This window comes from Cellvibrio sp. PSBB023 (genome assembly GCF_002007605.1).
Classification (GTDB): Bacteria; Pseudomonadota; Gammaproteobacteria; order Pseudomonadales; family Cellvibrionaceae; genus Cellvibrio.
The window spans coordinates 3,425,425-3,445,002 of sequence record NZ_CP019799.1; the positions used below are offsets into that span (position 1 = coordinate 3,425,425).

17 protein-coding genes are annotated in these 19,578 nt (G+C 41.5%); 11 read left to right on the forward strand and 6 right to left on the reverse strand.

Annotated features, from left to right (window positions below):
* The first annotated feature begins 47 nt into the window (after positions 1-47).
* Positions 48-2,357, forward strand: coding sequence for a Piwi domain-containing protein (locus B0D95_RS14825; protein ID WP_078044621.1), 2,310 nt, complete (start codon positions 48-50; stop codon positions 2,355-2,357).
* On the forward strand, positions 2,354-3,484 hold the full coding sequence (locus B0D95_RS14830) for a hypothetical protein (RefSeq protein WP_078044622.1): 1,131 nt from the start codon (positions 2,354-2,356) through the stop codon (positions 3,482-3,484). Before B0D95_RS14825 ends, B0D95_RS14830 begins: the two co-directional genes overlap by 4 nt.
* A gap of 4 nt (positions 3,485-3,488) precedes the next feature.
* Here B0D95_RS14830 and B0D95_RS14835 read toward each other — a convergent pair whose 3' ends face one another.
* Together B0D95_RS14835 and B0D95_RS14840 are read right to left on the reverse strand one after the other, a co-directional pair.
* Entirely contained in the window at positions 3,489-3,983 is a 495-nt protein-coding gene (locus B0D95_RS14835) for a DUF4411 family protein (RefSeq protein ID WP_078044623.1), read from the reverse strand.
* Positions 3,983-5,128 (reverse strand): XRE family transcriptional regulator, encoded by a 1,146-nt coding sequence (locus B0D95_RS14840; protein WP_078044624.1) that lies wholly within the window; start codon positions 5,126-5,128, stop codon positions 3,983-3,985. The genes B0D95_RS14835 and B0D95_RS14840 overlap by 1 nt, the downstream gene beginning before the upstream one ends.
* A gap of 346 nt (positions 5,129-5,474) precedes the next feature.
* Between B0D95_RS14840 and B0D95_RS14845 the strand changes: the two genes are divergently transcribed.
* The 8 genes from B0D95_RS14845 to istB all read left to right on the forward strand — a co-directional run bounded on the left by B0D95_RS14845 (position 5,475) and on the right by istB (position 14,861).
* Positions 5,475-5,873, forward strand: coding sequence for a helix-turn-helix transcriptional regulator (locus B0D95_RS14845; RefSeq protein WP_078044625.1), 399 nt, complete (start codon positions 5,475-5,477; stop codon positions 5,871-5,873).
* Between the two features lie 168 nt (positions 5,874-6,041).
* A complete protein-coding gene (locus B0D95_RS14850) occupies positions 6,042-6,791 on the forward strand; it encodes a TnsA endonuclease N-terminal domain-containing protein (RefSeq protein WP_078044626.1) in 750 nt (249 codons plus the stop codon).
* Positions 6,745-8,682 (forward strand): Mu transposase C-terminal domain-containing protein, encoded by a 1,938-nt coding sequence (locus B0D95_RS14855; RefSeq protein ID WP_078044627.1) that lies wholly within the window; start codon positions 6,745-6,747, stop codon positions 8,680-8,682. Before B0D95_RS14850 ends, B0D95_RS14855 begins: the two co-directional genes overlap by 47 nt.
* Complete coding sequence (locus tag B0D95_RS14860; RefSeq protein WP_078044628.1) at positions 8,682-9,641, forward strand: TniB family NTP-binding protein; 960 nt, start codon at positions 8,682-8,684, stop codon at positions 9,639-9,641. Before B0D95_RS14855 ends, B0D95_RS14860 begins: the two co-directional genes overlap by 1 nt.
* Complete coding sequence (locus B0D95_RS14865; RefSeq protein ID WP_078044629.1) at positions 9,638-11,446, forward strand: TniQ family protein; 1,809 nt, start codon at positions 9,638-9,640, stop codon at positions 11,444-11,446. The genes B0D95_RS14860 and B0D95_RS14865 overlap by 4 nt, the downstream gene beginning before the upstream one ends.
* Positions 11,447-11,767: 321 nt before the next feature.
* The gene (locus tag B0D95_RS14870) at positions 11,768-12,460 is read left to right on the forward strand and encodes a hypothetical protein (RefSeq protein ID WP_078044630.1); all 693 of its coding nucleotides are present in this window, start codon (positions 11,768-11,770) and stop codon (positions 12,458-12,460) included.
* Between the two features lie 90 nt (positions 12,461-12,550).
* Positions 12,551-14,083 carry an IS21 family transposase gene (istA, locus tag B0D95_RS14875; RefSeq protein ID WP_210403634.1) on the forward strand — a complete coding sequence of 511 codons (1,533 nt, stop codon included), beginning with the start codon at positions 12,551-12,553 and terminating at the stop codon, positions 14,081-14,083.
* The gene (gene istB, locus B0D95_RS14880; protein ID WP_078044632.1) at positions 14,073-14,861 is read left to right on the forward strand and encodes an IS21-like element helper ATPase IstB; all 789 of its coding nucleotides are present in this window, start codon (positions 14,073-14,075) and stop codon (positions 14,859-14,861) included. Before istA ends, istB begins: the two co-directional genes overlap by 11 nt.
* A gap of 45 nt (positions 14,862-14,906) precedes the next feature.
* Here the strand turns inward: istB and B0D95_RS14885 are convergent, their stop codons facing one another.
* Entirely contained in the window at positions 14,907-15,284 is a 378-nt protein-coding gene (locus B0D95_RS14885; RefSeq protein WP_078044633.1) for an IS3 family transposase, read from the reverse strand.
* A gap of 47 nt (positions 15,285-15,331) precedes the next feature.
* Positions 15,332-15,610, reverse strand: coding sequence for a transposase (locus B0D95_RS14890; protein WP_149867925.1), 279 nt, complete (start codon positions 15,608-15,610; stop codon positions 15,332-15,334).
* A 99-nt stretch (positions 15,611-15,709) separates the two neighbouring features.
* Here B0D95_RS14890 and B0D95_RS14895 point away from each other — a divergent pair, with 99 nt between their 5' ends.
* On the forward strand, positions 15,710-16,069 hold the full coding sequence (locus B0D95_RS14895) for a hypothetical protein (protein WP_149867926.1): 360 nt from the start codon (positions 15,710-15,712) through the stop codon (positions 16,067-16,069).
* A 210-nt stretch (positions 16,070-16,279) separates the two neighbouring features.
* Here the strand turns inward: B0D95_RS14895 and B0D95_RS14900 are convergent, their stop codons facing one another.
* Together B0D95_RS14900 and B0D95_RS14905 are read right to left on the reverse strand one after the other, a co-directional pair.
* Entirely contained in the window at positions 16,280-17,686 is a 1,407-nt protein-coding gene (locus B0D95_RS14900; protein ID WP_078044636.1) for a hypothetical protein, read from the reverse strand.
* Positions 17,687-17,706: 20 nt separating this feature from the next.
* Positions 17,707-18,750: a hypothetical protein gene (locus B0D95_RS14905; protein WP_078044637.1), complete on the reverse strand. Its 1,044-nt coding sequence runs from the start codon at positions 18,748-18,750 to the stop codon at positions 17,707-17,709.
* Positions 18,751-19,578: the final 828 nt, after the last annotated feature.

Genomic DNA, 19,578 nt, shown 5'->3' on the forward strand with positions numbered 1-19,578 from the left:
TTGTCTCATATACGTGATCCCTCGTCTCACTATTCGTGAACTGAGGGATGCGTATAGAAAAGGAACAAATAATAAAAGTTGGAGGAGATGAAATGGGTAAGCTTTACGTTAATGCTGCACCATTTTCACTAAGTGATGATCAGATTCTGTATCTCTATTGTGTAGAGTACAAAGACCACGAAACCTTAAACTCTCTCCGAAATGAGTTGCGAGGCAAATACTTTGTCCGGCGAGCTGGGGATAAAGTTGAAATTGTTCCTTATATTTTCACTAATGAGGAAAACCAATTTGGGAATCCTATAGAAGTAAATTTATATGATAGATATGATTTGCTAGCAGCCTTAGCTGAGAACTGGATATTAAGGACATTCAAATCAAAAAAGGCCACTTGCTGGATATCTGGTGGTTACATTCATTACCTTTCTAAAAAATCAGGCTCAGACATTCTAGATAAATGTTTGAATGATAGATCAATCGTTCCCACATCTATTAGCTTACGATTTGGAGCCGAGTTTTCGATTCGAAAAATTCAGGTTAATGGAAAAATATCACCCTCAGTAATCGTAAATACTAGGAAAAGAATAATAATTAATGAGCCATTAATAAATTTTTTACAAATTGGCTTTGATCCGGTTGGTTTTTACATCTTAGAGAAAAATCATCCAGAAGAAAAAGGAAGACTCGTTGGTTGTGTTGAGAGAGTAGAAGGAGATATTCTTTTTTTAAAAGATAACGGAAATAATCCTGATACATTAAAAATCGATTTAGCCTACTTGGAACCAAGACAAGAAAACCTAGAAGCAATATTAAAATTGTATCTTGGTGATGAAAGTCTTGATGTATTAGAAAAGATAAAAAACATTTCTTCCGAAAAATTCAGTGGGCCCACTAAGCTTGAAACAATAAATCAACTTTTTGCATTTCTCGAAAAACAAGAAAGAAACATCTGTCAGAATATACAAATCGTATTTGATACTCCATTAAGTAATGAATATCAAGCTTCCATACAAAATGGGGAATTTACAAAACCTAATTTACTTTTTGATGTTTCTGGACGGAAAACAAGCACATGGAATCAAGGTGGATTAGATAAGTATGGACCCTTTAATTGGGAGGGATTCCCTTACAGAAATATAAATATTGCCGTCATATGCCAAAGTGACAAACAAGGAGAAGTTGAACGGTTTATAAAACAACTTCTAGATGGAATTCCAGGAAGTACATATGCAGAATCCGGATTTTTAAAAAGATATCATTTCGATAAACCTTATTTTCGAGTGTTTCCTACAGAAAATAATAGCCCTCATGCATACAAGGTTGCGTGCGGTAAAGCTCTAGACCACATTACCGAACATGGCCGAAAATGGCACCTTTCTCTTATACAGATAGAGGAAAAATTCCATGAATTACAAGGTACAGATAATCCATATTTAGTAGTTAAAGCTTTCTTACTGTCAAAAGATATTCCAGTTCAGCAATTTGAATTTGAGACAATCATTCAAAATGGATTATCGCTAACAGCAAGTGTTAACAATATGGGAGTAGCCTGTTATGCAAAAATGGGAGGCACCCCTTGGATTCTTCCTGCTAAAAGCACTCTTTCCCATGAGCTGATTATTGGAATTGGCTCGTACATGTCATCAGAAGGAAGACTAGGAGATAAGAGACGCTATATTGGAGTTACAACAGTATTCAGTGGAGATGGAAGATATTTATTAGAATCACGTACAGCAGTAGTTGATTTTGATTCTTATCAGAAAGAATTAGCCTCAAATCTGATGAGAATAGTAAATGACATTAGACGAACAGAAGCATGGAGCGATAATGATCCTGTAAGATTTATTTTTCACATATTTAAGCCGCTAAAAAATAGTGAAATTGAGGCAGTAAAGCAATTAGTCGCCGAACTAGGGATGCCACATGCGGAATTTGCATTTTTACATATAGCAGATAGTCACCCATTCTATATTTTTGATAAGTCTGAATTTGGTATTGGCAAACAAGTTAAAAAAGGTGTGTATGCGCCCTCGAGAGGCAGCTACATTAAACTTAATCCAATAGAAGCTCTAGTTTGCCTGACTGGTGCTAAAGAATTAAAACAAGTTAGTGATGGATTACCCACTCCGATTTTACTAAAACTTCACGAAAGCTCTTCATTTAGAGATTTAGATTATCTATCAAGGCAAGTCTTTGAATTCTCTTGTTTGTCATGGCGAGGACTTCAACCGTCTCCTGTACCAATCACAATTTTATATTCAGATTTAGTAGCAAAGAACATAAATCAGTTATCGACAATACCAAGCTGGTCAACAGAAAATATCCTAGGCCCAATCGGACGGACTAGGTGGTTTCTATGAGCAATGATTTGCTTAATCTACTAATGCAAAGACTTCATTCGACAATATCCGATGGAGCTAGCTTGGTATTATTATTCGCCGAGTGGTTCAACATCGATGTAGAAACTCCAACAGAAGAGGAACCTAGCAGCCTATGGCGATATCAGCTTGTTGCTGATGCAGCTATGAGAGGTGCATTAGGTAAATCGATAAACTATCAGTTTTCTGATGGGCTAACTTTTCTAAAACAAAAAGAGTATTTTGTTCCAAATAAAATACCAGGATTTGAAGCTGATCCCCTTGCAATATTAGCGGTAGCTATTGGCATCGAGAAAAGTGGACTCGATACAAATGATGTAGATTGGCTAAATACAATAATCACTTGTGCGATTGATAAAGAACAGGATAAATGGAGACTTGACCTGTTGAAAGCAGCAAGGGTTATTCTAAAAATAGATGTTCAATCACTGAACAACGTAATTATTAGATGTGCATTGTCTTCGAAAGGTCTTTGTCAGATCGAAAAAGATGATCATAAACTTGCCGAGGAGCAATGTTTAATCTTCGCAGATGCCTCTTCTGAAGATGCCTTATTTAGATATGCAGCTTTAAATACTCTAATTAAGGTGGAGGGACGAATTAGATTTGGGAAAACGCAGATAGAAGATATATCAGAATTATTAAAAAATGTTGAGCCAGCCTTAAAACGATGGCCTTTTGAAGAAAAAGCAAAAACCAAAAATAGCACTATACAAAAATGGGATATTCAGAATGAATATCACGTTCAATCATATCTCTGGGCTTTGTTAAGACCTATATTTTCCGATTTGCAAGATGAGGAGTATCTTAAAAGCGTTGGATACAAGCATCCTAGAGTTGACTTAGCAATTGAATCACTAAAATTAGTAATAGAAGTAAAATATCTTCGTGAGTCAAATCAATCTGCATTGGCTGATTTAGTAGAACAAATTGCAGCGGATGCTTCACTATATCTTTCATTAAATAACGAATCTTTTGACAAAATCATCGTATTCGTTTGGGACAACACTGGTTCAGTTCAACATCACAACAGTTTAATTCAAGGTATGAAACAAATTCGTGGAATTGTTGACGCTGTAGTTGTATCGAGACCTGGGAATTGGAAGTAATATTTTAAATATTTTGTAAAACAAAACGCGCCTGCAAAATTCTCAATAACTCAAAGCTGTTAATGTGTTGCACATTAAAGTCATTGCATATGTTGGGAATTTTTATTTTTTTACTATCAGGTGGATCGAGCCGTTCTTGGGTAACAACAATAGCACCAGACACGGCAGCTTTTGCGATTAACCAAGGATCTGCACCAGCTGAAAAATTAGCAACGTTCGCTTGGTTTTTATTGGGCAGCTCGTAAACATGTTGAATGATCTGAGCGTATTGCTGCTGTGTATTTGCATCAGTTACAGGGAGAAAATGATTTTGGCGCGATTTTACCCAAATGCTTAACTCGTCATTTTTTCCGGCAAGTTCATCATAAACCATTTGTATACTGGCTACTTGACCTTGTGCAAATTGAAGATCTAACCAATCCCAGTAACCTGGACAAAAATCCATATCGTAATAGAAATTTTTCGCAGTGATATAGGTATTTGCATCCATTAAATACATTAAATGCCTAACTCCGTAGCAAATCTTTGGATTTTGCTGGGCGCCATATCTAATAGCTTGCCCGCGTCTCTCAATAAAACCCGACCACTCAATGTTTCAGAGACTAGTGCCTTTGCAAATCTCTCACTTACTTGGACTTTGTGAGTGCGATAATAAGTGGGGCCACCATCGGTGCGTTCGCGATCTCTATGATCTCGCTGAACACTGTCTATATAATTTTGGTATTGTTGTTGGGTAATTTTCTGCAATGTTAATGCTCGGCGAGCTAACACCCACCTACTTACATGAAATATAGCTTCTAATACTGGCAAGTTAAGTTGCCAGTCCGGTAGCGCTTGCCAATAAGTTAAAAACTCACCTGCCGGCACAAGAAATTCAGCTGCTATTGCGTTGCAAAGCACCTCTTCTGCTCTATTGGTATTGGGCTTTGCATCGGACACGCCACTTTGGCCAATCCAGATATGTGCGAGCTCATGAATAAGTGTAAATAACCTAGCGCTAGGGGCATCTGCTTGGTTTATAAAAATAATGGGCGCTAATGGATCAAAGAGTGCAAAACCTCGAAACTCTTTTACATTGAGAGGCTTGGTATAGTGGCCAAGGTCGCCTTGGCGCATAACCAGAATACCTATATCTTCTATTTTTTTGATGAGATCACGATAATAATCCTCCCAACTTCCTCGTTCTGGATGCGTTGGGATGTGGAGTACATTACGCATATCTGCAACTATCGCACTGGCAGGTTGCTGACTGGTAAATCGTCCCAAGTAGGGATTCCGGTCTAAACGTTGTTCTTGGCGCAAATAGTCTTTGTACCATTCCTGCCTTTCAATAATGGTATGCACCATTTTGATGAGCTCCGCACTGGGGCGAGGATTGTGCTCATTATCAATGGTGCGCAGATCTGGAATAGGTAAATTTTCAACAGGCTGAATGTTTAAAAATAAATAGCCAAAAGGAATTAGTGTTTGCTTGGCGAAATCTTGAGCTTGTTTAAAAGTTACTCTGGCCTGCCCCAGTTCCCAAGCAATAAGCTTTTGTTCTTCTACTCTCAGCTTTTTAGCAAGCGCAGCCTCACTAAGCTGTGCTCTTTCACGAGCCCAACGGAGATTGGCGGGGTTAATCTGCGCATATGCAACAGCCATTGTTACTTTTCCATTAAACAGTTTATATGTACATAGACATACGAAGCTTCATCTAGTTTTCCAGTATAGCTGGGCAGCATATTCGAGCTCAAAGAACTTCATTTTAATGTTTCAAAAATAATTAAAATGAAAACAAAACTCCCCTAGTAGTAACTCACTGAATTAAAAGCCAATTTTCAAAAAAATCATGGTAAAAATATAATCAAAAGCCCTATTTTTGATACATCAAAGTATAGTATTTTGATTGTAACTTACTGATTTGTATATATTTTTTTGAAAAACGATTGTTGCCAAAATAACAGCTTTACCCTAATCTGGACAGAAATATGTCCGATTGGTACTTCAGATGACTCCCTTTGGCGAATACTTGGAACAACTTAGACGTAGCCGGTATCTGCAACAAAAGCAGTTGGCTGACATCATGGGAATTAACCCTTGCTATGTGAGTGCACTCGAAAAAGGCCGTAAAGGCCCACCCTCTAAACCAGTACTTGAACAACTTATTGAGAAACTGGATCTTTCTGCTGAGGAAGAGAGTCGTTTATGGAAAAGCGTAGAGCTCTCCGATTTAAATCTCCGCCTCCCGGTGAACATGTCTAAACAAGAATTTGAGTTCCTATACGAATTACGCCAAAGCCTTGGTAGGTTAAGTAATAACCAGTTGGTCATTATGCAAACGGCTTTAAAAATGGGGGAGTCGGCATTTGGAATGCAAGGAGAAAGAAGGAGGGGTAACGTCATGTAGAAATAACAACGGGACGCACCGGATGGATTGTCCCGCTATTAGATGTAAGTGAAGTTACTTACGGCGTGGAAACCATAGTATCTACACCCTCGAATAGCCCGTCAACCCATCCCCTGCACAATTACCTGATCACAAATCAAACATTACCGTTCTGGGTAAGGGGTATTCATGTCTTCAAAATCAACTTTGGTGCCATTTGGCACTGGGGTGGGGGTAGCTTTGCGCTTACTTTCTACCCCCATTTCACCGAGCAGTCGTGTTAGGGAACCAGTTAAGCCTACCACCGGAAGAGTGGTTGGGTACTTTCCATCAGTTAAAAACAACCGATCAATTGCTTGGGAGTCCCAACTTGAGCAGAAAGCTTGTTACGTATTTGAATTTTCCCCGGAAATAATTAAATACCGGGAACAACCTTTAAGTATCTACTACCGGCTGAATGGTGAGCTTTTGCGTTATACGCCCGATTTTGAGCTGACTCTACTTTCTGGGGAGTTGATATACGTCGAAGTGAAACCCGGAGCTAAGTTACAAACGCCGGAACTTCAGGAAAAACTGGGTGCGATTAGCCGGTATTGGAAAGAGAAAGGGCTACAGTTCCTGATTATTACCGACCAAGAGCTTGATCATCCAATTCTCCAAAGCAATTTAAAACTCTTGCGTAGTTATTTGCGAGTCAAATGTGATGCTGAGCTTGTTCAAATTTCTGCTCATTGGCTTAAACAACAAAATAATCCAATCATCGGAGACTTGGCGGCTTACCTTAATTCGCTCAACAAGGTCTATTCATTACTTGCCCATCAATTTGTACTAACCAACCTTTACGAAAAAATTCAACACGAAAGTCAACTTTATCTCCAGGAGAAAAATCGCTATGAAAATCAGTTATTTTCACGCGGGTTTGCAACTGACATTGAATGATGTGGCTTTTCGAATTGAGCGGATCTATGAATCTGGAGATTGCTTACTTGAACGAATGACCGATCACGCACTAGTACAGAGATCAAAATTTGAATTAATCAAACTTTTTGAAGAGGGGATGATTCGCTTCGAAGGAAATGAGGCCAATAGAGATAGAAATACAAACCGAAATTCAATTGATGTAGCTGGTCTTCCGGAATATCAACAAAAAATCGTAATTAGAAAAAGAGAATACATAATAGGAGCAGAGAAATTGCTTGGAAAAAAGCCCACAAAAATCAACATTGAAATAGCAATTAATAGAGTAGCTGAGCTATTGAATGACAAAAATATACCCAGTGTATCGAGTGTATTTCGATGGTGGAAATCCTGGGTCAACTCAGGCAATAACATTCTCTGTTTACTAAATAAAAGACCTGGCTTATTTAAAACAAGAAGATTCAAAAAATCATCACAGATAATAAATGAGGTAATTCAGGAGTACTATCTAACAAACCAAAGAACATCTGCTCAGGATGTATATGACCAGTTGTGCTTTCGATTTTCAGAAATTAACAAAGCAAGGTTGTTTCCTTTAAAAATTCCCAGCAGAGCAACTTTTTATCGAATGATAAAGGAAATTGACCCTTATGAATGTATGTCCGCACGACAAGGTAAAAGTATTGCCGACAGACATTTTCGCGCAGTAGGAGGGGGCGTTTCCACGAGCTATATCTTAGAAAGGGTAGAGGTTGACCATACACCACTGGATGTAATGGTTGTGAATGAAAAAACAGGTCTTCCTGACGGTCGCCCATGGCTAACCGTTCTTTTAGATAGATATTCAAGAATGCCTCTTGGTATCGAAATAGGGTTCGAACCACCTTCCGAGCTGGCAGTTATGAACGCGCTTAGAAATTCGATAAGACCCAAAACAGAAATCCTCAAAATATATCCAGATATTTTAAATGACTGGCCAGCCTACGGAATTCCAACAACATTGGTTTGTGATAATGGACGAGAATTCCATGCTACAAATCTTAAGAGAATGTGCGCTGAATTAAATATCGAAATACAGTTTTGTCCAAAGAAGCAGCCGAACTATAAAGGAGCTGTTGAGCGATTTTTAGGAACTCTTAATAGAGCCGTATGCCATCGACTGTCGGGTACAACATTCTCGAACATTCAGCAACGCAACGAATACGACTCTGCTTCTTCAGCAAAGACAACGTTAGCTGAATTAAAGTCACTGATTCATGAATGGATCGTAGATATCTATTGCCATGAAATAAATCGAACTACTGGGAAGATGCCTTACGATCTTTGGAAGGAGGGCCTAGAAAAAAGAGAACCCTTGTTACCTGAGAGCATTCAGCAGTTAAATTTAATTCTCGCTAAAGAAATGCAGCGAAAGTTAAACCACGAAGGAGTGATAATTTTTGGAATAGCCTACAACTCCGCCGAACTAGGTGTGTTGAGACGGAGGTCGGACGAAACCTTTAACGTTAAGGTAAGAGTTGATCCATCTAACCTGGAATCAGTTTGGGTATATGACGATATTAATGGAGACTACATAGTAGTTCCGTCGATTTATCCTGAATACACAACCGGCTTGTCTTTACTGGAGCATCGAGAGATCAGAAAAATTGATAGGAAAAATAATCAAAATGAGCAGGATGTATTGTCTCTATTAACCAAAAAAGCAAAGTTTACAGAAAAACTAAAAGATCTTAGTAAAAGTAAAAAGATACGACCAAGACAGAAAGCCGAGCGGCACACTTTACATAAACAAGATGCATCAGCTGATAATAAAAGAAGATCAGAACTTACTAAACAGCAGGCTTTAAGTTTTACTGATCTGAATATTAGTGAAATACCTCGCTTTGATACAACCAAACGAGGTGATTTCTAATGATATTGTCAAGTGAAAAAATGGAGCAGGTGGCTGACCTAAAAAAGATGATTATCAATCATCCGCAATTCGACAAGGCTTATGAGCAGCTACTAAATGCCTATTATATGAATGTCGAAACAGGAATTTCTGAACATATTATCTGTGTCGGTCAATCAGGAACCGGAAAATCTACGCTTAAGGAAAAACTAAGAGATAGCATCAATCCTCAAAAAAATAATCAAAAAGTCATAACACCAATTTTAATTGTAGACACACCGGCGATGCCAACGGTGAAAAACCTTGCAGAAGAGATGTTAATGAAACTGGGTGATTTCAGATACTACTCTGGATCAACCATACAGAAAACAACCAGAGTTCATCATTATTTAAACCAGTGTGAAGTAAAAATGATCATCTTTGATGAGCTCCAGCATTTTATTGATAGGGGAAAAGAGCGCAAGTCGCAAGAAGTGGCTGATTGGTTAAAGACAGTTATTGATCAATCCAGGTGCTCCATTGTGTTAATGGGTCTTGAGAGGTGTGAGTATCTGTTCAGAATCAACGAGCAACTAAGAAGACGCTTCAGCAAGCGAATAGATCTTCATCCTTTTTCGATAGATAGCCATGAACCATTCATGGAATTTATGGGCGTCTTGTATGCAATTCTTGAGAGATCAAAATTAACAGCGAGATTTGATCTGAATAACAAGGAGTTCATCTCAGCAATCTATTACGCAACGGATGGTGTGATAGCCAACATGATAAAACTTTTTATTGGTGTAATTGAGCTGCTTGATGCATCGAAAAACAAGATGATTGGAAAAGACATATTTGAAACTGCGTTCATGGAAAACATATGGATCGATGGTAAGAGAGAGCTGAATCCTTTCAACAATGCGTTTATTTGGCAACGATTAAATAAACCTGGAATGCCATTTCACCGTAACGATTTTATTAAGGAAGAAAAACAAGCATGAAAAAAAGCACGATAATGAAGCCGTTAATACATCCTCCTTGCCTCCCAGATGAATTTCCCACCGGTTACTTGATTAGGCTGGCTGATATTAATAAGTATCAGAATATTTTCTGGTTAATAGATGCTGATTCTTTTGAAAAGCGTATAAAAAACGTTATGTATTACCATGAAATGTTACAGCTATCTGATTGGGCAGGTTACGAGAATAATAAGTTTATTAATTTCTCCAATTTACATTCGAAGTACTTCGATATGCAACATATGCGCTTTTGCCCTCTGTGTATAAAGAATTCCCCTTATATAAGAATTGGTTGGCAATTGAGGCCATCTTATGTTTGTAGGACGCATAAAATTTGGTTAAGAGATAGCTGTTCAAAATGCAAAAGTCGGGTAACACTTGTATATCCAAGATTAACAGATTGCAGATGTGGCCACCCGCTTTCAGACCAAGAACTTCTTAAGGCTTCTGCTGACATGATTCAGCTTCAAGAGTTTATTGACGGTGATCATGCCATGAATAAAGAACTTGATATCGATTTAACAAAAAGATTGGATTTGATTATATTTTTTAACCGATGGCTTCGTATTAGAGGTCAGTTCAAGTCGTTAGAAAATAGCAAAGATGCTCGAGATACGCTAGGTGACGCGGCTGAAGCTATATTTGGAGGAAAACTCGGATTTTTTAATTTCTTGAATAGACTTCAAGCAGAAGATTTAAGGGGAGCTAGCTTAACCAGTTTTAGATATGAGTTGTATGAGCGCTTTCCAGGTAATGAGTTCTCCTGCTATAGATCCCTTATGGAAGAATACATCAACCAAAACTGGGAGCGACCATTAACCAGAAGAAATATCCATTTTAGTCGGAAGACATTGCATGAACATCCGTGGATTGCGTTTGCAGTAGCGTGCAGAGAATATGACATATCCAAAACCATGCTACGTAAGGCATTTTTAAACGGTTATGTAAGATTTAAAAAGGAAACAAAAAATAAGCGAACATTGACCTATCTGTATAGACAAGACATTAGCGATAGATATTTAAGGATTAAAGATATAATTACGTTAAAGGAGGCAAGACTGGTGCTTGGACTTAGTAAGGAAAATTTCACGGCACTGGTGAATAAAAAGTTATTTAAAACGGCAATTTCTCCCTCTGAAAGTGGATTTGGAAGCTGGTGTTTTTCGCTTGAAGAAATGTATAGTTTTAGGGATCAGCTTACCAGGGCGGTACACAGTACCCCCGGAGCAAGCTGGTCATTTTCTGAAGTTATGCAGTACTTTAGTGGAAGATTAGATGATTTCCTAATCAGACTAACAGATTCTGTTAAAGATCGTAGCCTCAGAGTTTCATCTATAGATTCTGATAAGAATGGATATTCCTCGCTGCATTTTTTGAAAGATGATTTTTTGGTCTGGCTGGAATTCAACAAGAAAAACGAAGAATTAATTAGCGTTCCTGTGCTTGCAAAAATACTGGGCGTTCAACAGCAATTTACTTATGAGCTAGTGAACCGGGAGATTATAAATTCAAGCAAATGTATTGATAGCAAGAACGCTTGCATAAGTCATTCGCAGCTTTCCGAATTCAATAATAAATATGTAATCTTGTCCAAGTTAAGTAAAGCTGTGGATATTAATTCACGAACATTAATTAGCTACCTTGCTTCAAGGAAAATAATACCTGTCTATGATGACACAGAAAAACCACTGAGGCAGAAAGTCTATTTGAAAGAGAAGCTAAGGAATATTTGTATTCTTTCTTCTTATCTAGATAGGGTGACTGATGGTAAGGAGAATCCTGATTGAGGATCTATTGAGTTCTGATGTGAAAAAAGCTATTGTTCGTTTGCCTCAGTTTTTAGAGCTGGGGGAATACTACAGGATGTCAAGCAATATAATGATGTCAATATGACATGTTATCTTGAATGACAGGGCGACCGGTAAGGGCAGCATACAGTTGTTCTCCACGACGCTACACATAGTATATGTGATTGTTAACACACGCGGCTCGCACCAGAATATCGGTGTCAGATGGTGCTTTGAATGCACTTGGTTATGCCGGTAGGGGCAAATTGAGATGGCCGCAATCTCTTGCCCCTACCGGTTTGGCTAATCAGGGATTTACAAATGAGTTCAGAGGATTGGTACCGAAAAAGAAACTACCTGCATTTTGATAGGCCCATTTCAGAAAAGTCTGCAGAAAAAATCGTCACGAATCCAAAAGCTGTATCTGTCCATTCTTTTTATCCATTGATAAGCTATTCGATTAGCGTTACAAAAATATATAAAGATGAGAGTGATCGGATAGGGAAAAAAGTTAAGGATCGGCCTATCTCGTATGCTGCTCATATTGATTCGCATATATATTCTTTCTACTGTCATTTATTAACTCCTCTCTATGAAGATCTATTGCATAAATACGGTCTTGAAGACAATATTTTGGCCTTTCGTAAATTAGGAAAAAATAATATTGATTTTGCTTTCGATGCATTCAAAGAGATTAAATCATTAGGAGAGAAGTACAGTGGGTGTACAGCGATAGGTTTAGATATAACAGGTTTTTTTGATAATCTTGACCACGAATTATTAAAGCATTCTTGGCAGCAGTTAATAAATAAAAATGTTCTACCTGATGATCATTTTGCGGTTTTTAGATCGCTTACTAAGTTTTCTAAAGTAGATCGTTCTTCATTATATAAGTTATTGGATATCTCCGAGCACAATCCAAAAAATGATCGTTTTAGAGTTTGTTCACCAGCTGAATTTAGAAATTTGGTGAGAGCAAATAAATTAATAGTGTTGTTTTGCACCCAAAACTGACCCACTAAACCCCCATATTTGCGTCGAAAATTGACCCACGTAAACCGACTATCCTGCTTGTTTTTTGAGCGGGAGATAGGAGTGATTAACGTGGCTATGTTAAGCAAGATCAGACGTTGGTATTTCCGCGACAAACTCTCGCTACGGGAGATTGCCCGACGTACCGGATTTTCCCGCAACACCGTTCGCCGCTACCTGCGCAATGAGATCAGCGAACCGGTTTATCCCAAACGACAAACACCCAGTAAGCTCGATGCTTTTGCCGATAAGTTACGGCAGTGGTTAGCCGATGCGGCGCGTACCTCCCGTAAACAACGCCGCTCGCTCAAACAGATGCATGCTGATTTACGTGCGCTGGGCTATGAAGGCTCCTATGATCGCGTTGCTGTCTTTGCGCGCGAGTGGCGTCGCCAGCAATTGGAATTGAACAAGGGTGCGAGCAAACACACCTACATTCCCTTGCAGTTCAAACCGGGTGAAGCATTCCAGTTTGATTGGAGTGAAGACTGGGCCGTGATTGCCGGTGAGCGCGTCAAGCTGCAAGTTGCCCATTTCAAATTGAGTTACAGCCGCGCCTTCTTTGTCCGCGCTTATTTGCTGCAAACCCATGAGATGTTGTTCGATGCGCACCATCATGCCTTTATGGCGTGGGGCGGCATTCCGCAACGCGGGATCTACGACAACATGAAGACCGCTGTCGATAAAGTGAAACGCGGCAAGCAGCGCGATGTGAATGCGCGTTTTGCCGCAATGGTCAGCCATTACTTATTTGATGCAGAGTTCTGCAATCCCGCTGCGGGTTGGGAGAAAGGACAGGTCGAGAAGAACGTGCAGGATGCACGAAGAAGGCTCTGGCAACAGGTGCCAGCACAACCCTCATTGATTGCGCTGAATGACTGGTTGCACGAGCGCTGCGTTCAACTCTGGAGTGAATCCACCCATCCCACTGAAGCATTAACCATTCAAGCGGCATTGGAGCATGAGCGTTCTTTCCTGATGTCTGTGGGGCAACCCTTCGATGGTTTTGTCGAGCAGCCCAAGCGCGTATCGCCCACCTGTTTAATCACCTTCGAGCGTACTCGCTACAGTGTGCCATCTTCGTTTGCTAATCGACCGGTGAGTTTGCATATCTACCACGATCACCTGGAGGTGATTGCTGAAGGCAATATCATTGCCGTGCATACCCGCGTGTTTAACCGTAAGCATGAGCAGGTAATGACCGTGTATGACTGGCGGCATTACCTCTCGGTGTTGCAACGCAAGCCTGGTGCAATTCGCAACGGCGCGCCCTTTGCCGAATTACCTCAAGCCTTTCAATCGCTGCAAACCATTTTGTTAAAGCGCGTTGGCGGTGATCGGGAGATGGTGGATATTCTTGCGCTGGTTTTACTACACGATGAGCAGGATGTTCTCACTGCCGTTGAGCTTGCCTTGGAAACCGGCTCACCCTCCAAGCAAATCGTCATCAACATTCTGAGTCGATTACTGGAAGGATCGCCTATCGCACCGATTGAAGTCCCACCCGCATTAACACTGCGCATTGAACCGCTCGCCAACGTCAATCGTTACGACAAACTGCGTGCACAAACCATCGGCACACAAGGAGGCCAGCATGCACACTAATCCCATGATCCCTGTGCTCAAATCATTAAAGCTTTACGGCATGGCACATGCGTTAAGCGATCTTGCCGAACAGGATTCACCGGCATTCCAGGCGAGCACCGGCATCCTTGATCATTTACTCAAAGCCGAACTGGCCGAGCGCGAAGTGCGCTCGGTAGCCTACCAACTGAAGACCGCCAAATTCCCTGCGTATCGTGATCTGAGTGGCTTTGATTTTATGAGTAGCATGGCCAATGAAGTGCTGATCCGGCAATTGTGTGCCGGTGACTTTATGGATAGCGCACAGAATGTCGTGTTTGTCGGTGGCCCCGGTACAGGCAAAACCCACCTTGCCAGTGCCATCGGCATTCAAGCGATTGAACACTTGCATCGTCGCGTTCGCTTCTTCTCAACGATTGAATTGGTAAATGCACTGGAGAAGGAAAAGCAGCAGGGCAAAGCCGGACAAATTGCATCACGTCTAATGCATACCGATTTAGTGATTCTGGATGAGATGGGCTATTTACCCTTCAGTCAAACCGGTGGTGCCTTGTTGTTTCACTTGATGAGCAAGTTGTATGAACGCACCAGCATGATCATCACCACCAACCTCAGCTTTGCGGAATGGTCGAATGTATTTGGTGATGCAAAGATGACTACAGCGTTATTGGATCGCGTCACCCATCACTGCCATATTGTTGAAACCGGCAATGACAGCTATCGATTCAAAGAGAGTTCAAACCCACCGAAAAGGGAGAAAAAGACGACAACTTATCCACAACCCAAACCCGTAAAATAAACCATCCAGGGTGGGTCAAAATTCAACGCAAAAGGTGGGTCAGTTTTAAACGCAAATCAACATTCTCACGTAAGTAATGTCACTAACCCACGAAACATTGGGCGCGTCAGGACTAAAGTTCCGGTTCAACAAGTTGGCGGCCACCTTGGCGGTTTTGCTTCCTTTGATGTAACGCCGTTTATAGCCAATCTGTGCTTTTATCCGGTATTTCCGCATAATTTTAGCTACACGATGCACACTGCATGTCTCACCCGATTCACGCAAATCCTTGTGTATCCACGGACTACCGTAAGTACCACCACTTGCTAAATAGTGCTCTTTAATTAACGCCAGTAACCGCTGATCTTCTTGCTCGCGTTTTGATGCTGGATTTTTTAGCCACGCGTAGTAGCCACTGGGATGAAGCTTTAAAACATGGCACATCAAGCGTACCGAATGTACCTTGATGTGGGCGCGAATAAAGGCGTACTTTATTCGTGCTCCCTTGCAAAGTACGCGGCGGCCTTTTTTAAAATGTCGCGCTCCTCGGTAACTCGCCTGAGCTCTGCTTTAAGGCGGGCAATTTCGGCTTGTTCATCTACTTGAGCGGCTATGCGGGGTTGGGGTTCGTTGTATTTCTTTAGCCAGGCATAGAGGCTATGGGTGGTGGTCCCGAGCCGTTCAGCCACTTCCGCAACAGAATACCCCCGCTCGATAATCTGCTTGATAGCTTCTTTCTTGAATTCTTCAGTAAATCGTTTGCCTGACATAGACACCTCATCTTGGAGTTAGATTATGAGGCTTTTGGGTGTCTAGTGAAATCTGGGAAGTCCATTGTGAGGGATTTTAGCTACCCAGCGCTCGGAGCCATGAAGGCTCGTATTATAGTGCACCAGAGGAAAGCAGAAGGAGAGGAACTTCCAGTCGAGCTTATAAAAGAAGCAAATGAACTCAACGTTGTCCTTTCGGAGAGAGAAAATTATTCATTTGAGCCTCAACCAGAGCCATTTACGTTATCTCAAATGAAACAATGGTATTCAAGGGATATAAAAATTAGCTCTAACGGTGTCCTAAACGTAAAAGAAAATATGTTGCGCACACAGACCTTTATGACTGCTTCAATGAAATCCCTGATAGGCAAACCCGCTTATATTGATAAGCTCATATCTTGCAAAGTCTTAACGCCAGAAGCTCGGAAACTTGCCGACCCAACTTACGATGAACTGTAATCCACGTTTCAAGAGCCCCGGTACCATTTAAACAAAAATACCACCATTTGGTGGTATTTTTGCGACAAGCCAGTAGAGATACTCTAGCCCGTAACGTAATCATAGCTAATATTCCCAGCACCCCACTCTAACCATTTACCGGTTAACCTGTTGAGTAAGCGCGGTGAGAACATTATACGCACTCAGCACCAAGCAAACCACGATGCTGAATTACTTGCCAGTCGTCGTTGTAAATGCACTTTTGATTAGCTTTACCGTAACACCTATATCAAAGGAAACCGCCACGAAGTTATCTGATTCCCATGATTCGGAGGTGGGAATTGTGTCAGCGGCACCAGTGAAAACAGAACCAGTAGAAAGGCCACTCTCTTTAGAAAGCTGGGTCACTTTCCCATAATGTTTTCCAACAGTGACGACCACGCCGCGCGGTAGATCTATGCTCACGCCTGCAAGGAAGTTATCCGAAACGTCATCTAAAACGAATCCCAGAGTAGGGTTAATATGTTGATACCAACTGGACCATTCGAACGGTTTCTCTAGATCACGCCGCCCCCAAATAAATGGCGTATAAAAAATACTATAGCGTGTATCAGTATCGCTGCTATTTTCTGGGGCGATGACTTGATCTGAGCCATTACTCACCAACTTGTACTTAGGGTCAACGAGGTCTGTGCGAAACGCGCCAAGTGTGAACATGCCTGAATACAGCCGAGCTACATTGAGATCGAATGTGCTTATCGCTGAAACTTCTTCGCCTTTAACGCGCGAGATTGCCACCACACCCTTCCCTGGAGCGAAGCTGTCAATCTCAAATTTTCGCATAGCGCAAGTTATCTCTTCACCTTGCGCATGTTGTTTGCCAAGCCCTGGAACCTCAACATCCTCACCAATTATCCTAATTTTCGTCAGGTCGCGAATATCCGACGTCCGTGCCACTTTGAGGCGCTGAAGCAGATCTTTGTCGCCGAGGACGTAAACCGTCAAACTGTCGTTCTCGTCAAAGCTGTAGGAAGGCTTAGCCAACACGTTGCCAAGCACATCGGTATAGATAGTAGCGTTGGCTACAGCTTCGCCTACATCGTTCGGCTTGCTGTATATTGGCTGCAATTGTGATGGGCATTCAAAAAAGGGCATCGGATTGCTTCCAGCCACAACTGTCTCAAGACTTACTCCACCTGCAGCAGCTACTTTTCCTCCTGCTATAGTTGTGTCCGCGCTAGGCTGCAGAGTGAAGGAGGTTAGTAATGCCTTCTGGTGGAAGGCTCCAACATTGGTCGCTTCTGTGATGTCTTTTGTAGATAAGGTATAGATCCTCGACGTGGCACTAGCATCTGCAGCCCCCTTTAGCTCACGAATAGGCTTTCCACCAGCTTCTGTGAAGATTCTTACATCTTTACAAACATTTGCGTCCGAGCAATTGATTTTCACTGCAGCTCCGTCAGCGAACGAATTCGTTTTTCCTGTGGGTAATAGGCACGTGTCAAGCTTGCTTGTATCCGGACACTCTAACTTCGCTGTGCTAGAGTCGGGGACGGTGACTGTCCAAGTCTGCGCGCCATGAGCAGCGGAGGTAACCGCAACTAAAACGGTCGTGCCAAGAAAGTTTTCGATGTTCATTTAGATCCTCCTAGATTGATTTATGGTATGTCACAACCCAGCATTCCAAATACGAGTCCTGCTGGACAGAATATTCGCAAATTCCGTCCGAGCGCTGCATTGCCTTCGCCGACAAGGAAACCGAGCACGAAACGTTGACTGTCGACGAGTACAGCCCCAGAGTCACCTGGTTCAGAAGGTATGTTGACGATGATTGTGCTCTTCAAGTTATCGCTTAAAAGATCCATTGATGTATTCGTTATGAACCCCTGAGTTAGACCGGAAACCGCGCCAAACATGAACACAGTGGTTTGCATGTCCCCAGGATATGTCAGTGGTCGCCAGCCGGCGATTGGCCCGAGCCCAGGAATTAGGCCACCGGTTGAATGAGGATTGAGAAGCTCGAGCTTCGCAGCGTCGATCTGCGACATGGTTCCGCGGATGAGTCTGGCGAAGAGCGGTGAGGAACCATTTGTTAAGCGGCTAGGTGTGGAGAAATCAATAGAGGTTACGACGGGTGATGGAACTTCTCTAACTCCACTCACGTGCATCGCGGTAATAGCGACTGTAACATTACTTAACGTGTCCCGGGCAAAGAGTCCAATTGTTCCAGCAAGGCGCGATGTCATAGGTCCAATATCATCACCAATTCCTGCATGAGGCTGAAGTTCGCCAAACTGAACGACATCAATCTTAATTGTTCGCCTGTCGATCCGTTTGAATTTGGGGAGTGCGCGGTGTCTTTTCTTACTCAATTGGTCTTGCGAAACTTTCTTCTTAACAAACACAGTTATACACGGCTCACGGGTCTGTGTCCCTTTGGAAGCGCGAAAGCCAAGCCCCACACCAACAACACCTTCGTAAGAAAGCAAGCTTGGGCGCACTTTTTCCAGTGCGCCCTCCAACCAAGCGAGGGAAGGATCGACAATGTGATGTGGACTGTCAGGATGCGAGCGAAGCGCTAACTCTGCGCGTGCGATATCTCCTTCTCGAACGGCTCGGTTTAATCGAGCCGCTGAAGCAGTGAGCCTTGCGACTCGAGGGCGCTTGATGCCTTCATTTTCTTTCGGTCTGTTAGTGGCCACGTCTACAAATCTCCTTGTAGGTTCCATCTTCTGTTCTGGTCGTAGATCAAATTAGCAATTTTAATTCTATTGCCGCACCAGAATGGAGTGGCGCAAAAAGCTGCGTAGCAATAATGATTGCAAATAACAGGTTTTTCAAAATTCGCATTTGACCACCTTCCATTTTATTTACAAAAAATTTACTGGACTAATTTACAGATATAGAAAGTTGATTTTTACCGAGCCCCATCATATGTCCCTCATAGATAGATTGGCTAAAAGAAATGCCTATTCAAATCAAAAGTTGCGTTATGCAATTCCTGTGCCGTCTTACTTAAGAATATGAAATATATAGAAAAGCCCCGTCCTCAAAACCATTCATTGGAAAATAAATCGACGATTAACAAAAGCAGTAATAGAGAACGACAAAAAGAAACTGGCCTCTTCCCAAACATTCTGGTCTCCGTGGGTCATGACGGCACGATGCAGCTAGCAGTGCAATAATTGAAAAAACAGGCTGGCTTTTATAGATAAATAGGATCGCTAATGCCCAGTGACATCCTTCACTGACCTTTAATTTGCTGAACATAGAGCCCATGCAACTAAGCGAAAGCTGGTTAGCCTTAAACAAAACCTTATTTTTATCTAAGGAGAATCAAAAAATATCAATCAGTCCATGGGGAATTAGCTATCCTGCATCCAGAGCAACAACACCTATTAGTGATGACACAGAAAAACCACTTAGGCAGAAAGTATATTTAAAAGAACAATTGAGAAATATTTGTATTCTTTCGCCGTATTTGGACAGGTTGAATGACTTTAAGCGTTAGCTGTTGATTTGCATTTGGA

Bases quoted from the DNA above. Each gene is read 5' to 3' on its own strand.
- istB (WP_078044632.1), top strand. From the start codon at position 14,073: ATGCACACTAATCCCATGATCCCTGTGCTCAAATCATTAAAGCTTTAC.
- B0D95_RS14830 (WP_078044622.1), top strand. From the start codon at position 2,354: ATGAGCAATGATTTGCTTAATCTACTAATGCAAAGACTTCATTCGACA.
- B0D95_RS14870 (WP_078044630.1), top strand. From the start codon at position 11,768: ATGAGTTCAGAGGATTGGTACCGAAAAAGAAACTACCTGCATTTTGAT.
- B0D95_RS14890 (WP_149867925.1), bottom strand. From the start codon at position 15,610: ATGTCAGGCAAACGATTTACTGAAGAATTCAAGAAAGAAGCTATCAAG.
- B0D95_RS14850 (WP_078044626.1), top strand. From the start codon at position 6,042: ATGTCTTCAAAATCAACTTTGGTGCCATTTGGCACTGGGGTGGGGGTA.
- B0D95_RS14865 (WP_078044629.1), top strand. From the start codon at position 9,638: ATGAAAAAAAGCACGATAATGAAGCCGTTAATACATCCTCCTTGCCTC.
- B0D95_RS14845 (WP_078044625.1), top strand. From the start codon at position 5,475: ATGACTCCCTTTGGCGAATACTTGGAACAACTTAGACGTAGCCGGTAT.
- B0D95_RS14855 (WP_078044627.1), top strand. From the start codon at position 6,745: ATGAAAATCAGTTATTTTCACGCGGGTTTGCAACTGACATTGAATGAT.
- B0D95_RS14825 (WP_078044621.1), top strand. From the start codon at position 48: ATGCGTATAGAAAAGGAACAAATAATAAAAGTTGGAGGAGATGAAATG.
- B0D95_RS14835 (WP_078044623.1), bottom strand. From the start codon at position 3,983: ATGTATTTAATGGATGCAAATACCTATATCACTGCGAAAAATTTCTAT.
- B0D95_RS14900 (WP_078044636.1), bottom strand. From the start codon at position 17,686: ATGAACATCGAAAACTTTCTTGGCACGACCGTTTTAGTTGCGGTTACC.
- B0D95_RS14895 (WP_149867926.1), top strand. From the start codon at position 15,710: ATGAAGGCTCGTATTATAGTGCACCAGAGGAAAGCAGAAGGAGAGGAA.
- B0D95_RS14885 (WP_078044633.1), bottom strand. From the start codon at position 15,284: ATGTGCCATGTTTTAAAGCTTCATCCCAGTGGCTACTACGCGTGGCTA.
- B0D95_RS14860 (WP_078044628.1), top strand. From the start codon at position 8,682: ATGATATTGTCAAGTGAAAAAATGGAGCAGGTGGCTGACCTAAAAAAG.
- B0D95_RS14840 (WP_078044624.1), bottom strand. From the start codon at position 5,128: ATGGCTGTTGCATATGCGCAGATTAACCCCGCCAATCTCCGTTGGGCT.